This window comes from Phaeobacter gallaeciensis DSM 26640, assembly GCF_000511385.1.
GTDB lineage: Bacteria > Pseudomonadota > Alphaproteobacteria > Rhodobacterales > Rhodobacteraceae > Phaeobacter > Phaeobacter gallaeciensis.
Window position 1 is genome coordinate 540,109 of the sequence record NC_023137.1, and the last position, 14,892, is coordinate 555,000.

At 61.7% G+C, this 14,892-nt stretch carries 10 protein-coding genes; 8 read left to right on the plus strand and 2 right to left on the minus strand.

What is annotated here, in order from left to right; genetic code table 11:
• Positions 1-79 precede the first annotated feature (79 nt).
• From GAL_RS02695 to GAL_RS02730, 8 genes are all read left to right on the plus strand, one after another.
• Complete coding sequence (locus tag GAL_RS02695) at positions 80-886, plus strand: 3-keto-5-aminohexanoate cleavage protein (protein ID WP_024096056.1); 807 nt, start codon at positions 80-82, stop codon at positions 884-886.
• Positions 883-2,205, plus strand: a complete 1,323-nt coding sequence (locus tag GAL_RS02700) for an aspartate aminotransferase family protein (RefSeq protein WP_024096057.1) — start codon at positions 883-885, stop codon at positions 2,203-2,205. The genes GAL_RS02695 and GAL_RS02700 overlap by 4 nt, the downstream gene beginning before the upstream one ends.
• 209 nt (positions 2,206-2,414) lie before the next feature.
• Positions 2,415-3,884 carry an aminotransferase class V-fold PLP-dependent enzyme gene (locus GAL_RS02705; RefSeq protein ID WP_024096058.1) on the plus strand — a complete coding sequence of 490 codons (1,470 nt, stop codon included), beginning with the start codon at positions 2,415-2,417 and terminating at the stop codon, positions 3,882-3,884.
• Positions 3,884-4,663, plus strand: coding sequence for a class II glutamine amidotransferase (locus tag GAL_RS02710; protein WP_024096059.1), 780 nt, complete (start codon positions 3,884-3,886; stop codon positions 4,661-4,663). The genes GAL_RS02705 and GAL_RS02710 overlap by 1 nt, the downstream gene beginning before the upstream one ends.
• A 169-nt stretch (positions 4,664-4,832) precedes the next feature.
• Positions 4,833-5,585: a 5-oxoprolinase subunit B family protein gene (locus tag GAL_RS02715; protein ID WP_024096060.1), complete on the plus strand. Its 753-nt coding sequence runs from the start codon at positions 4,833-4,835 to the stop codon at positions 5,583-5,585.
• Positions 5,582-6,625 carry a 5-oxoprolinase subunit C family protein gene (locus GAL_RS02720; RefSeq protein WP_024096061.1) on the plus strand — a complete coding sequence of 348 codons (1,044 nt, stop codon included), beginning with the start codon at positions 5,582-5,584 and terminating at the stop codon, positions 6,623-6,625. The genes GAL_RS02715 and GAL_RS02720 overlap by 4 nt, the downstream gene beginning before the upstream one ends.
• Positions 6,622-7,395 carry a LamB/YcsF family protein gene (locus tag GAL_RS02725; RefSeq protein ID WP_024096062.1) on the plus strand — a complete coding sequence of 258 codons (774 nt, stop codon included), beginning with the start codon at positions 6,622-6,624 and terminating at the stop codon, positions 7,393-7,395. Before GAL_RS02720 ends, GAL_RS02725 begins: the two co-directional genes overlap by 4 nt.
• A 152-nt stretch (positions 7,396-7,547) precedes the next feature.
• Positions 7,548-10,763, plus strand: a complete 3,216-nt coding sequence (locus GAL_RS02730) for a 2Fe-2S iron-sulfur cluster-binding protein (protein WP_024096063.1) — start codon at positions 7,548-7,550, stop codon at positions 10,761-10,763.
• A gap of 63 nt (positions 10,764-10,826) precedes the next feature.
• Here the strand turns inward: GAL_RS02730 and GAL_RS02735 are convergent, their stop codons facing one another.
• Positions 10,827-13,403 (minus strand): HWE histidine kinase domain-containing protein, encoded by a 2,577-nt coding sequence (locus GAL_RS02735; RefSeq protein WP_024096064.1) that lies wholly within the window; start codon positions 13,401-13,403, stop codon positions 10,827-10,829.
• A gap of 72 nt (positions 13,404-13,475) precedes the next feature.
• On the minus strand, positions 13,476-14,186 hold the full coding sequence (locus GAL_RS02740; protein WP_024096065.1) for a heme oxygenase-like domain-containing protein: 711 nt from the start codon (positions 14,184-14,186) through the stop codon (positions 13,476-13,478).
• Between the last annotated feature and the right edge of the window lie 706 nt (positions 14,187-14,892).

Sequence of the window (14,892 nt, forward strand, 5' to 3'; positions counted from 1 at the left end):
CAGATTGAGAACATGCGCTGTTATGCGCCAGATCGGTGCTGCCGATAGACCGGCGCAGTGAGATAAGCGGAGCGAAGCCTTGACGACATATCACCTGATGGTGGCCCCCAACGGGGCGCGGCGACAACAGATGGATCATCCGGGGGTGCCGTTGCGCATGGCGGAGATTGCTGCGACGGCGGCGGCTTGCCAGCGGGCCGGGGCGGATGCGCTGCATCTGCATGTGCGCGACCGGGACGGCGGCCATTCGCTGGATACGGGGCGCTACCGCGCGGCGATGGCGGCGGTGGCTGAGGCGGCGCCGGGGATGGCGATCCAGATCACCACCGAGAGTGCGGGGATGTTTGACGTGGGGGAGCAGCTGGCCTGCCTGGAGGCTCTGCGCCCGGCGGCGGCCTCTGTCTCGGTCCGGGAAATGGCGCGGGACTGGACGTTGGCCGCGCGGGCCTATGCGATCTGCGCGGAAGCCGGAACCGATGTGCAACATATCCTATATGGCACTGGCTGCATTGCGGCGTTGCGCGGGGCCTATGAGCGCGGAGATATCCCGGCGCAGATGCGCTCTGCCATTTTTGTGCTAGGCCAATATGCACCGCCGCGCGTGGCCCGACCGAGTGAGCTGCCCGCATTTTTGGAGGCGACAGCGGATCTGGATCTGGACTGGGGACTGTGTGCCTTTGGTCATCAAGAACACGCTTGCCTGATGGCCGGGCTTGAGGCCGGGGGGCGGCTGCGGATCGGGTTTGAAAACAATACCCAGGCTGCGGATGGATCGGAGTATCCTGACAACGCAGCCTCTGTTGCCGAGTTTGTCGCATTGGCCCGCGCGGCGGGACATCGCCCGCATGTGATGTCTGTTTCCGAGGATAAAGGAGCCCAGTTATGAGCCATGTTTTCCCGCGCCACACCAAGGCCAACCTGCCCACTGCCGTCGCAGGAGACGGGTGCTATTTGATCGACGCTGATGGCAAGCGTTACTTTGATGGCTCTGGCGGGGCGGCGGTGTCCTGTCTTGGTCATTCCGATGCGGGGGTGATTGCGGCTGTGCAGGCGCAGGTGGGTCAGCTGGCTTTTGCCCATACCGGGTTTATGACGTCGGAACCGGCAGAGGCGCTGGCGGATTTGTTGATTTCACAGGCGCCGGGGGATCTGGGCCGGGTCTATTTCGTCTCTGGCGGGTCCGAGGCGACAGAGGCGGCGATCAAGCTGGCGCGGCAATATCATCTGGAGCATGGGGACACCACGCGCCGCCATGTGATTGCCCGGCGGCAAAGCTATCACGGCAATACGCTGGGTGCGCTGGCGGCGGGTGGCAATGAGTGGAGGCGGCAGCAGTTTGCGCCGCTGCTGATTGATATTTCTCACATAGCACCTTGCTATGAGTATGTTGACCGGGGCGAGGGCGAAAGCAGCTATGACTATGGCCAGCGCGTCGCCAATGAGCTGGAGACGGAGATTCTGCGGCTTGGCCCGGAGACGGTCATGGCGTTTATGGCGGAGCCGGTGGTCGGGGCCACATCCGGCGCGGTGCCTGCGGTTGAGGGGTATTTCAAACGCATTCGCGAGATCTGCGACCAATACGGCGTGTTGCTGATTCTGGATGAGGTGATGTGCGGCATGGGGCGCACCGGGCATCTGTTTGCCTGCGAGGCGGATGGTGTGGCGCCGGATATCCTGTGCATCGCCAAGGGGCTTGGGGCTGGCTATCAGCCGATTGGTGCGATGTTGTGCAGCCGTCAGATCTATCAGGCGATTGAAGGCGGCAGTGGGTTTTTTCAGCATGGCCATACCTATATCGGCCACCCTGTGGCGACGGCTGCGGGGCTGGCGGTGGTGCGGGCGCTGCTGGATCGCGGATTGGTGCAGCGCAGTGCCGAGATGGGCGAGAGGCTGCACGCGGCGCTGCTGGCGCGTTTTGGTCAGCACCCGCATGTGGGCGACCTGCGCGGACGGGGGCTATTCCGCGGGATCGAGCTGGTGGCGGATCGCGATAGCAAAACGCCGTTTGATCCGGCTCTTGGTGTTGCGGGCAAGCTGAAGAAAGCGGCCTTTGAGGCCGGACTGATCTGCTATCCGATGGCGGGCACGCGTGACGGGCGCAATGGGGATCATATCCTGTTGGCACCGCCCTTTATCCTCAGTGACGATCAGATCGGCGAGATCACAGACAAGCTGGAGATCGCCTTCGCTCAGGTGCTGCCCTAAGACGGCTGGTGGCGTGGGTGGTCAGCGATGTGCTGTGGACTGGCAGATCATACCATCGGGGTGCGGTCCCATGTTTGAGGTTTTGATCGGCTGTGAGCCTTTTATAGTGTCATTTGATGAATGATTAAGTTTATACCTGCAATAAATGAGTGAATAATCATTGGTCCTGCTTGGTAGTGTGTTTGCAACACAGCAAGAGGACCGTTCAAATGACCACAAATTTCGCCCCTGCCGACCTTCTTGATCGCTTCGGCGCATCGCTTGCCGGGGCGGAGTGTCTGGACCGCCTGCGGGCTGGTGTCATTGGTGACGGGGCGGAACTGCCGGGATCGAACGGGCCGGTGAAGATGATATACGCCGATTACGTCGCCTCTGGCCGGGCCTTGCGCCAGGTGGAAGACTTCGTGCTGAACGAGGTGTTGCCCTACTATGCCAACAGCCACACCGAGGCATCTTATTGCGGCAGCTTCATGACCCGGCTGCGGGGGGCGGCGCGGCAGACCATTGCGCGGATCTGTGGTGCGGATGATCGCTATGCAACTGTGTTCACCGGATCGGGTGCGACGGCGGGCCTCAATCGGTTGGTGCATTTGTTGGGGGTCTCCGGCGCAGTGGCTGCGGGGCAGACTCCTCTGGTTATCCTTGGCCCTTATGAGCATCATTCCAACATCCTGCCGTGGCGCGAAAGCGGCGCCGAAGTGGTGGAGATTGCCGAGGCCACCGAGGGCGGGCCTGATTTGGACAAGCTGGAGGCGGTGTTGCAGCGCGAGACTGGCGGCGAGCGCCTGATCGTTGGCGCGTTTTCGGCGGCGTCGAATGTGACCGGGATTGTCACCGACACTGATGCGGTCAGCCGCCTGTTGCGTCGCTATGGTGCACGGGTGGTCTGGGACTACGCCGGTGGCGGCCCCTATTTGCCAATGGATATGGCTGCGGGTACGGATGCCGAGAAAGACGCGATTGTATTTTCTGCCCATAAATTCCTGGGCGGGCCGGGGGCCTCTGGTGTCATGATCCTGCGCAAGGCTGCTGTCGCAAGCACACGCCCAACCCTGCCCGGTGGCGGCACCGTGAAGTTTGTCTCCCCCTGGCGGCATGATTACGCTGATGATCTGGCCGCGCGGGAAGAGGCTGGCACACCCAATGTGGTTGGCGATATTCGCGCCGCACTGTGTCTCCTGGTGAAGGAAGCGATGGGACAGGCGTTTATGGATCGGCGGCAGGAAGAGCTGCGCCAGCGGGCGCTGGCGGCCTGGCAGGATCTGCCCAATCTGCGGATCCTCGGCAATCCCAATGCCAAGCGGAAGCTGCCGATCTTCTCATTTCAGGTGCAGGACCCGGAGACCGGCGCGCCGATCCACCAGCAGCTGTTCACCCGGATGCTGTCGGATCACTACGGTGTTCAGGCCCGTGGCGGCTGCGCCTGTGCGGGGCCGTATGCACATCGCTTGCTGGAGATTGGGCAGGTGCAATCCCGTGCGATGCGCGCCGCCATTCTGGGTGGGCAGGAGATCGAGAAACCCGGCTGGACGCGGCTCAACTTCTCCGCAACGCTGAGCGATGAGAAGGCCGATGCAATCATCCACGCGGTGCGGGATCTGGCGCAGAACCCGCAGCGGTACTGTGAAGGCTATAATGTTGATACCTCTACTGCGCGGTTTGCGCCGAAGGTGGCATAATGTGCCGTCTGCTCGCCTGGAACGGGGCCCCGCGTTATCTTGAGGATCTTGTGTTCGTGCCGGAACATTCGCTGGTCCATCAGTGTCGGAATGCGCTGATCTGTAAGACGCCGATCAATGCGGATGGGTTTGGTATGGCCTGGTATTCCGACCGCCCGGAGCCGTGTCTTTACAAGGACACACACCCGGCCTGGTCCGATCCCAATCTGGCGCAGATCTCGCGCCATACCAAAACGGGGTTGTTTCTGGCCCATGTCCGCGCCTCCACTGGAACGGCCACCTCGCGCAATAACTGCCATCCCTTTGCCAGCGGCAAATGGAGCTTCATGCACAATGGTCAGGCTGGCGGGCATATGCAGTTCCGTAAGCGACTGGATACGATGATCCCGGATGCGTTTTACGACCACCGTCTGGGCGGCACCGAGAGTGAGGCGATTTTCCTGATTGCGCTTGGGCTGGGACTGGATGCCGATCCCATCGGCGCGGTTGCCGCTGCCGTGCAGCAGGTTGAGGCGGTCTCGCGCGAGCATGGCACCACGCCGCATATGCGGTTTGGGGCCTGCTGGTCCGATGGCACCCGGCTTTATGCGGCGCGCTATGCCTCCGACCGGCATGCACCCAGCCTTTATTACCGGGTCTATAAGGAGGGGGTGATCGTCACCTCTGAACCGCTGGACAGCGATATCGGTGCGTGGATTGAAGTGCAGCCGAACCGGGCGCTGGTGGTCGAGGGCGGCGAGGTCATGGACCTGCCGTTCACCCCGGCGCTTGCGGCCTGATCCCGGTTTGGTGCCGCGAGAGGCAACTCCTGTGGGTTGGTGACCTTAGAGAGCAAAGCGCGGTTGACTATCCCCGCTTTGCGGCGCAACCCTGTGGCGAAAATGGACGGCGATACCGGAGCGGCCCGAGGCGGCCTGAGCGTCGCCCGTCGCCGCTGTCGGAGGAACCATGTCGCGCGAGGCCCCCCCAACCTATCCGTTGATCCGAACCATTGGGCTGTCGGGGATGCTGGTCAGCTTTGGCGATCAGCTGGACGAAGCCACTAACCGGGCCACGCTTGCCTTTCGCAGTGCGGTCAATGCGTTGGGGCTGAGCGGTGTTGTGGAAACTGCGACCTCTTTGGCCTCGGTCTTTGTGCGCTTTGATGCGGTGGAGCTGCCGCATGATCGGTTGCGCGGGGCGCTGGCAGATCTGTTGCTGACTCGGGATTGGTATCAGGCGCCGCTGCCGGATGGGCGGCGGTTCTGGCGGGTGCCGACGGTGTACGGCACCGATCTGGCGCCGCAGCTGGCGGAGGCGGCGGAGCTTGCGGGTGTGAGCGAGGCAGCAGCGATTGAGGAGCTGGGCGCGGCGCGGGTTCGGGTGCTGACCATCGGATTTGCACCGGGGCAGCCCTATCTTGGCACGTTGGGCGAAAGCTGGGATATCCCGCGTCAGAGCGAAGTCACCCCGCAGGTGCCGGTTGGCGCGCTGGTGCTGGCGATCCGGCAGTTCGTGCTGTTCTCAACCGCATCGCCAACCGGCTGGCGCCATGTCGGGCAGACCGGTCTGACGCTGTTTCAACCCGATTCTGAAGATCCCTTTGCGCTGCGGGCAGGGGATGAATTGCAGTTTGAGCCCGTAAGCCGGGCGGCGTTTCTGCGGTTGCGGGACAGCGGTGCCGAACAGGGCGGTGCCATTGTCAGTGAGGTCACATCATGAGAGCGCTGAGGGTTCTGCGGATTGGCCCCTCCTGCACGGTGCAGGATCGGGGCCGGGTTGGCTACCTCGGGCAGGGGCTGTCGCAGGGCGGCGCGGCGGATACGCTGGCATTGGCCGAAGGGGCGGCGCTGTTGCGACAGGATGCCGGGCTTGCGGCACTGGAGATGGCCGGCATGGGCGGGCTGTTTGAGGCAAGCGCGCCGATGCGGATTGCCCTGACCGGCGCCGAGATGGTGGCGACGCTGGACGGCGCGCCGCTGGTCTGGAATGCGTCGCACCGGATCGAGGCAGGGCAGCGGCTGGAGATCGGGGCCGCAAAACGCGGCGTTTACGGCTATCTGCATCTGGGCGGCGGTCTGGCCACGCCATCGCGGCTGGGCGCACGGGCGTCGCATTTGGTGGCAGCGCTGGGCGCGCCGGTGACCGCCGGTGATATGCTGCCCGTCGGGGAAGAGGATGTCCCGGCAGCGCGGCAGGTGAGCGGGCTTTGCCTGCCGGTGGCGGATCGTTTCTCCGGTGGGGAACTGCGTCTGGTCGAAAGCTTCCAGTCTGATTTGTTCCCGCCTGAGGTACGCCAGCGCTTTGCTGAGACACCCTTTACGCCGGGGCGGCGGGCCAGTCGAATGGCGCTGCAACTGATGTCGGAGGGCGAGGGGTTCGCGGCCAGCGGGCAACTGAATGTGCTGTCTGAGGTGATTGTGCCGGGAGATGTGCAGATGACCGGCGACGGGCGCCCCTTTCTGCTGCTGCGTGAGGCGCAGACCACCGGTGGCTACCCGCGTATTGGCACCGTGTTGCCCTGCGATTTGTCACGGGCGGTGCAGGCCGCTGCCGGGGCGGTGCTGCGGTTTCGCTGGGTCTCGCTGGAGGAGGGGTTGGCGCAACAGGCCGCCCATGATGCGGCGGTGGCGCGGTTGCCCTCAGCCTGCCGCCCGCTGTTGCGGGATCCGGCGGATATGGGCGATCTACTTTCTTATCAGCTGATTGGCGGCGTGATTTCCGCCGAGGCTGACCCGTTTGAAACAGGAGCTGAGACATGAGCAAGACCGTCGATCTGAACGCCGATATGGGCGAGAGCTTTGGCCCCTGGGCCATGGGCGATGACGCGGCGCTGCTTGATGTCGTCTCTTCGGCCAATATTGCCTGCGGCTTTCATGCAGGTGACCCGGATGTGATAGCGGCGACCATGGCGCGGGCGCGGGATCACGGGGTGGGGATCGGCGCCCATCCTGGGTTTGATGATCTTCAGGGTTTTGGCCGCCGTAAGATGCAGGTGCCGACGGAGACGCTCGCGAATATGATCCGCTACCAGCTGGGTGCGGCGCAGGGGATGGCGCGGGCAGCAGGCAGCAAAGTGCGGCATCTGAAGCTGCATGGAGCGTTGTCGAATATGGCCTCTGTCGATCATACCATGGCGCGGGCCTGCTATGAGGCGGCTTTGGATCTGGACCCGGATCTGATCATCATGGTGCTGGCGGCCACCGCTATGGAAGAGGTGGTGCGGGAACTGGGCTGCAACTGGTGCGGAGAGATCTTTGCAGATCGGGCCTATAATGACGACGGAACGCTGGTAGACCGATCCCTGCCCGGCGCGGTGATCCATAATCCGGCGATTGCCGGGCCGCGCATTCTGCAAATGGTGCAGGAGGGGTCGATTATCACCGAAAGCGGTGCGCGTATCCCAACGGCCATCGACACCATTTGTCTGCACGGGGACACCCCAACCGCCGTGCAGCTGGCGCGGTCGGTGCGACAATCGCTGGCGGGGGGCGGGATCGAGATCCGCGCTTTTGACGGGCGTCGGGGGTAAAGTTGCTCTAATATCAAGATTGGATGTCCATTGTTTTGTTTAAAAACAATATGTTGTATTTCATGTTTGTGAAATTGGATGTTGGAGCCTATCCCTTGGGCGGATTTCTGGGCTAAACCTGTGGCAGCCTTTTGCTGCAACAGGATCCGCCTATGTCTCTCCGCTTGTTTTCGACCCGGTCCCGCCCGATCCATATGGGGCCGTTTCCGATGGAGCGGGTGCAGCCGGGGCCGATGCCGGACCTGAGAGGCGTGCCACCGTTTCAGCCGCTGAATTTCCGGCGACCCGATATGCCGGCCTCCATCGTCAATGCGATGGGTGAATATCAGGCGATGATGGATGCGATCCGCGACGGGCTGGTCAACAAGGCGCAGGCGGACTGCCCGAGCGACCCGCAGGAACGGGCCGATCATATCAAGGCCTTTGGCTATTTCAGCGATGCGGCGATGGTGGGGATTGGGCCGATGCCTGCCTCTGCCCGGCTGGATGTGCCCTATCGCAACCCCGATATCGACCGGCTGTCCCATGATCTGAAGACGCGCCAGACCAAGACGCTGGCCTCGGGCATTGATATGATCATGGCGGATCTGCGCGATGCGATGAAGGCGCCGCCGACCACTATTGGCGACCATACGCATTCGGTTGTGTTTCTCTATGACATGCCGCGCGATCCGCGCCCGGATGAGGCAGGCTGTGACTGGCTGGACGGGGCAGAGCGCCACCGCGCCTGTCTGCGGGCCTCGGAAACGGCGGTGGTGTTGGCGAATTACATCCGCTTGCTGGGCTGGGATGCCAAGGCGCATACCGGCAGCTCGGCGGATGTGGATCTGAACCAGCTGACGGTTGCCGCTGGGCTGGCCACGGTTGAGGATGGCAAGCTGGTGAACCCCTATCTGGGCACGCGGTTTGGTGTGGCGGTGGTGACCACCGATTTTGAGATGGCACGGGACAAGCCGCTGTTGCCGCAGGAACTGCAACCGGTGATGCAGGTGAAGGGGCCGAAATGGTGGCTGGGGGTCGGCTCCGAACGCTCAGCACTGAATGGCGATCCCTTTGCCCGCCGTGATTTCTGCGATGGGCCGCATCCGTTTGAGACGCTGAAGCGGGTCGCGGATCCGACCACCTATATTGACGAGGCGCGGGTGGCGCGGGTGCCCAAACGCGCCGATATGTTTGCCCGCAGTCAGTTCGGCGACATGGGCAAGACCAATCAGGCGGCGGCCACCGGAGGGTTTTACGTGCGCAAGGCCGCGCCCTCGATGGCGCAGCGGCGAATGCTGGGGGCCTTTGTGCTGTTGCAGGATGGCGCGCCTGCCCCACAGGCGCCGCGCCCCACGGATGCGGAGCGCAATGCTGCCAATATCAAGGCGGCGAGCTATTGGCTGGGGATTGACGCAGTGGGGATCAGCCGCTGCCCGGAATGGACATGGTACAGCCATGATGCCACCGGTGCCGAAATCCACCCGGAGCATGATCAGGCGATCTCGATGATTGTCGATCAGGGCTTTGACACGACGGAGGGCACCTCCGGCGATGACTGGATTGCGGTGGCGCAGTCCATGCGGGCCTATCTGCGGTTTTCCCTGCTGGGCGGGGTGATTGCCCGCCAGATCCGCAACCTCGGCTACAAGGCGAAGGCGCATACGGTGATGGACGGGGAGGTCTTGCAGCCGCCGCTGCTGCTGCTGTCGGGGCTGGGGGAGGTTAGCCGGATTGGTGAGGTGATCCTGAACCCCTTCCTCGGGCCGCGATTGAAATCCGGGGTTGTCACCACCGATATGCCGATGGCCCATGACAAGCCGATTGATTTTGGCCTTCAGGCATTCTGCGAGGCCTGTAACAAATGTGCCCGCGAATGCCCGTCGGGCGCCATCACGGCCGGGCCGAAGCTGATGTTCAACGGCTATGAAATCTGGAAATCCGACAGTCAGAAATGCACCACCTATCGCATCACCACACCCGGTGGTGCGATGTGCGGGCGCTGTATGAAAACCTGCCCGTGGAACCTTGAGGGGATATTCAAGGAAAAGCCGTTTCGTTGGGCGGCGATGAATATGCCTGCGGTGGCCCCCGCTTTGGCCAAGCTCGACGATATGGTTGGCAATGGTGAAATGAACCCGGCCAAGAAATGGTGGTGGGATCTGGAGCTGGAAGAGGATGGCGGCTACCGTCCGACCCGGCATCCGGTCAATGCGCGCGCGCTCCAGAAAGATCTGGATCTGCGCTATGAGGATCAGACGCTGGCGGTGTATCCTGCGCATCTGGCGCCGCATCCCTGGCCCTACCCGTTTCCAATGGACCGGGAGGCAGGGATTGAGGCCTATCAGGCAATGGTCACGGCGGAGGAATACAAGGCCCGCCGTGCGCGGGGCGAGACCGGCGGTTGGGATCACATCTATACCAATGACGGCGACAGTCCGGTTCTGCGGGTTGAGGTGTCGAACGTCGAGGAGATGAGCAGCGGCGTTACCAAATATGAGTTCCGGAGCCTGGATGGCAGCCCCTTGCCGGAATGGACTGCGGGTGCGCATCTGGACATTGTGGTCGCGCCGGAGTTTCTGCGTCAGTATTCCATGTCGGGGGATCCGGCAGACCGGTCGAAATACCAGATCGGTGTGCTGCGCGAGGATCTGGGGCGGGGTGGTTCAAAACTGCTGCACCGGATTTTCACCAAGGGGCGGCGGGTCTTCATCTCCAAACCGATCAACCATTTCCCATTGGTGGAGGAGGCGCGTCGCAGTTTCCTGATGGGAGGCGGGATTGGTGTGACGCCGATGATTGCCATGGCCCATCGTCTGCACGCGTTGGGACAGCCGTTTGAGCTGCATTATTCCGTATCATCGCGCCAGGACGCAGGCTACCTGAGTGATCTCGCAGCGATGCCCTGGGCGGAGCATGTGCATATCCATGTCTCCGATGAGGGCAGTCGCGCGAATCTGGATCGGGTGCTGGCGGATTACCAGGATGGCTGGCACGTCTATACCTGTGGACCGGACCGCTACATGGGTGGCGTGATGGAGGCTGCAGAGCGGCAGGGCTTCCCTGAGGAAGCGCGTCATCTGGAGTATTTTTCCGTGCCGGAGGTGCCGGAGTATGAAAACCACGACTTCACCCTGAAGCTCAGCCGGTCAGGGCGTGAGTTATTGGTGCCGGCGGAAAAGACCGCTACGGATGTGTTGGCCGAAAACGGCATTCATATAGATGTGAAATGTTCCGACGGGATCTGCGGCGTGTGCAAATGCGGTCTGATCGCAGGCGAGGTGGAGCACCGCGATTTCGTGCTCTCCAAGGCGCAGCGTCAAGATGCGGTGATCCTGTGCCAGTCACGGGCGGCAGAGAAAGATGGCGTGATTGAAGTGGATCTTTGACAGTGGAGGCCGCGCCACAGATGGCACGGCCCGGTTGCTGCTATATAGGTATTGCCACCCCGATCAGGTGATTTCCGGCGTTGGCCCCTCACCCGCGCGGAGAAGGGCGGCGACCAGCGCGCTTTCAGAGACCGGTTTCTGCACGATTGGGCAGGGCGGGTAGATCTCGATGATATCCTGGACCTCGCCATAGCCGGTGGTCAGCACAAAGGGGATGCCGCGTCGCGCCAGTTCTTCTGCCACGGGGACCGATTGCTCGGAGCCGAGATTGACGTCCAGCACTGCGTAGTCGATGCTGCTCTCTTCCAGTTTGTCTAGCGCCTTGCCCACGGTTGAGGCGCTGACGGTTTCCGCAAAACCGATGTCTTCCAGCATGGCGCTCAAATCCATCGCGATGATGAAGCTGTCTTCGACCACCAGTGCTTTGCCTCCCAGCTTTGGAGCTTCCTTGGTATCGGGGAGAGGTGCGTCGTCTACGGGGTCAGTGTCAGTATGCTTGATCTTTTCGAGATAGAGGGTGGGGATGCGGAACCGCGCCTCAAGGCCGGTTGTCTTATACTGGACCGAGGCGTCGCCTTTCAGCTCGTGCGGAATGGAGTTCTCCACGATGGTAGAGCCAAAACCGCGTCGTGCAGGGCGCGCCACCGGCGGGCCTCCGCGTTCAACCCAACTGATCAGAAGGGCGCCGCTGTCCTCTTCCTCCAAGGCGATCTCGACACGACCGACCCCATTGCTGAGCGCGCCATATTTTACTGAATTGGTGGTCAGCTCATGCAGAACCAACGCCAAAGTCGTGAAGGCGACCGGCGTGACCAGCGCATCGGGACCGGTCAGGACAACCTCATCATCGCGACCGGTGGAATAGGCCTCCAGTTCGCAGGTGATCAGCGCCCGCAGGGAAGCGGGTTCCCATTGCTCACCCGTCAGCTGGTCATGCGCGCGCGCCAGCGAATGGATGCGGCCATCCAGGTTTTCGGTGAATTCGGTGAGCGTCCGCGCCGTGCCCTTGGTCTGGGTCACCAGTCCACTCATCAGGTTGAGGATGTTGCGGACCCGGTGATTGAGCTCAGATATCAGTAGTTGCTGTTGCTCCTGCGCCCGCGCCCGCTCGGCGTTGTTGGCTTCGGTCACCTTGAGGAAGATTTCCAGCAGCACGGTGCGCAGCATATTGGCGCTGTGAAGGCTGTTGTCTGCCCAGGGGGCGGACCGCCATTCGACGGTTTCCTGCCAGGCCTCGAAGCTTTTGCGGGGGGTAAGCCGCACGCCGTTGGGACCGACCTCCATCGGTTTGGTCGGGTCGCCCGCCCATTCTACCGTCTGCGAGATGCTGCGGCGGCACAGGATGAGGTAATCGCGTGGGCGTTTGGAAATCGGGATCGCGAGAATGCCGGCGCAGCGATCAATGTAATCCCGCGCCGGGTCATGAATGCTCTCCAGTTGGTTGGTGGAAAACGCCGTTGCCCCAATGGTGACATCCAGCATTCTGGCGAGGGAGCGTGTCTCCTCGGCGGTGGGGGTGGTGCCGGTGGCATGAAACTCCCCATCGGAGTAAAGCACCAGACCGTCATGAGGGATGACGTCCTGAATGTCTTCGGAGACTGAAATCAGGCTTTCCTTGAACGGGCGGCCATCCGCCAGCATCGCCATCAGTTGTGTCTGCAGGCGGCTCATACTCTTTTCTTCGCGGGTGCGCTGGGTGGTCTCAAACTGGCTCAGCTCATATGAGAAGACATGCGCGAACATCTCAATGGCGGTGCGGCGTTCATAGTCTATATACCGCGGGCGGTTGTGATGGCAGGCAAACAGGCCCCAAAGCTCCCCGTCTTTCATGATTGATACTGACATGGAGGCACGCACGCCCATATTGCGCAGATATTCCAGATGGATCGGCGAGACAGCGCGAGTCACCGCCAGAGACAGATCCAGGGGTGCGCCATCGATTTTGAACGCCGGGCTGATCGGCGCGCCCTCATCGTCCACATCGGCAATCAGCCGCAGCAGTGACCGCTTGTAAAGCGCGCGCGCCTGTACAGGAATATCCGAGGCGGGAAAGAACATGCCTTCGTATTTCTTGGTCCGGTCACTGCGTATCTCGGCGATCACCTGTCCCGAGTGATCAGGCTGGAACTGATAGACCATGACGCTGTCGAACCCCGAAAGCGCCTGCAGGCCGCGCGCCGCGCCCTGCGCCAGTCGTGAAATATCCTCGTCCCGGCGCAGCTGCGAGAAATGCGGATAGATCTCGGACATCACATCGCGCTCGCTGCGCTCGAATTTTGGCTCGAATTCGATGACCAGATGACGGCCACTCTGATGGATGCTGACATCAAACGCCTGGCTGTGGTCCTTCAGCGGGATATTGAAGAACCGCAGGTTGCTGTCCGGGGTCTCCAATGCGCCCAGATTGCGACGGATGCGGGTGAATGCGTCCTCCGCGATCAGATTCCCCAGCGAATGGCCGATAGCCGCCTGCGCCTCGGTGCCCAGTATTTCAAGAAGATTGTCTGAGGCATGCTGCACCAGCCAGTCGGTCGAAACCGCGATCAGCGCGCCATAAGATTGCACCCGGCCCAATTGGTGGATCGGTTCACGGTCGCAATTGGTCAGTGTGGTGGTGGAGACTGTCTGTTCCAAAGCCATTGTACAGGCCCTTTTTTGATAAGCCGTTTTAACGTTGCGCAGACGGCATTGTCTTAGGTGTATTTCTTTATATCAGATCGTCGGTGTTTTTAGTGGATTGAGCCGCGCCGCAGTCTCAAAGAGGTCGAACCCTTTACGGGTATCTGCAACGATGCGTTGGGCCAGCGCGCTCTTGGGAGGAAGCTGTTCCAGATCCGTGCAGGTCGCGCGCCAAGTCGCCAGATGATCTCTTGGTGCGAAATAGGCAGGCAGGGCCATCTGGCCTGCGGCCTCGCTCAGGCGGCGGCGGAGCACCTCATTGCCCATACGGGATCCTAGCACGAGGTAATCCACCGCTAGAGGGTGCAGCTGGGGTAGGGTGTCCGCAGAGATAGCGGCCGGCCGGTCGCCATTATCGGCGCAATCCGCGCGCAGCGCAGCGGTCAAATCTGCTAGCAATGCGGTGGCCCGTCCCCTCTCGAGACGGCAGGTGTCGGCCAGCGCATGTAACGCGGTATGCTGGCAGGCCAGAAACCACGCAAGATGGGGCAGGGGTCTTTGGTGAAAAGGGGCAAAAGCCAGTTCAGCTGTATCATGTTCGGGCCGGGTGGCTCGCCGCAGTTCAGACCGAAACCCGGGCTGATCCTGGAGGTGGCGTTGCAGGCCATGGGGCCGCTGTACCTGTCTACCCTCTGTTTCGGGCGGGGCATCGACCTTTGGCACAGTGCTCAGGTTGCGTCGGCCAGGGTGGGCTGCGGTATCCTCGGATAGGGTAAGTGCCGCGGAGGGGGAAAGATCTGTCATGGTCTCGTATCTTGGTCCTGAGCGCATGCGTTCTGGATGTGTATGGACAGCATTCGCCTGTCATCCACCTGTGATCCGGACCACCTGTCTATTGCGCCGCGCGCTTATCACTGCTGCATGGTCATGCTTGCAGCCTACCAAAGCCCATGAGGGGGGTATGGCACAACCCCTAGTCGTAACAGTGACCTAGCGGCTTCCGGAGGTTTGACCAGCAGGCCGTGGGAAGAGACGTGTTTGTGCAGAACTATGGCTGCGCTCGGCAGTTTGCGGTTCGTGATTCCGACTCGAAATAGGTCGAGGCTGCATGAGTCCTAGTGGTCTCGCGCAGTCTGGCATCTATATATAGATATCGAACTGTCGCGCTGGCGCTTAGGCAATCTGTGAGTCGTGAGAAATGTACCCGAAATGAGGAGCTTTCAGAGAAAAAAATCGATCTAATATTATGATATAAAACAAAAATATTGGTTTTCGACGAAAACTTCATGAAAACGTCAAAAAACTGCTTGCGGCTTTGTGCAACTCGCCTTAGAACCCCCTTCACCGGCGGCGCTGAGGCGCTACGGGGACACACTGGACGGGACGGCGGCGACGCTGGATTGGGCGGGAAACGCGGCGGAGAGACGCTGGGACGGGCTGGAGAGACGGTCGGACGCATCGGAAAGACGGTGGCATTTATGGGGTTTTGATCGGCGGGCGCGTCAGGAAT

Coding starts and splice junctions, on each gene's coding strand:
- GAL_RS02725 (WP_024096062.1), top strand. CDS start 6,622: ATGAGCAAGACCGTCGATCTGAACGCCGATATGGGCGAGAGCTTTGGC.
- GAL_RS02740 (WP_024096065.1), bottom strand. CDS start 14,186: ATGACAGATCTTTCCCCCTCCGCGGCACTTACCCTATCCGAGGATACC.
- GAL_RS02735 (WP_024096064.1), bottom strand. CDS start 13,403: ATGGCTTTGGAACAGACAGTCTCCACCACCACACTGACCAATTGCGAC.
- GAL_RS02730 (WP_024096063.1), top strand. CDS start 7,548: ATGTCTCTCCGCTTGTTTTCGACCCGGTCCCGCCCGATCCATATGGGG.
- GAL_RS02710 (WP_024096059.1), top strand. CDS start 3,884: ATGTGCCGTCTGCTCGCCTGGAACGGGGCCCCGCGTTATCTTGAGGAT.
- GAL_RS02705 (WP_024096058.1), top strand. CDS start 2,415: ATGACCACAAATTTCGCCCCTGCCGACCTTCTTGATCGCTTCGGCGCA.
- GAL_RS02715 (WP_024096060.1), top strand. CDS start 4,833: ATGTCGCGCGAGGCCCCCCCAACCTATCCGTTGATCCGAACCATTGGG.
- GAL_RS02700 (WP_024096057.1), top strand. CDS start 883: ATGAGCCATGTTTTCCCGCGCCACACCAAGGCCAACCTGCCCACTGCC.
- GAL_RS02720 (WP_024096061.1), top strand. CDS start 5,582: ATGAGAGCGCTGAGGGTTCTGCGGATTGGCCCCTCCTGCACGGTGCAG.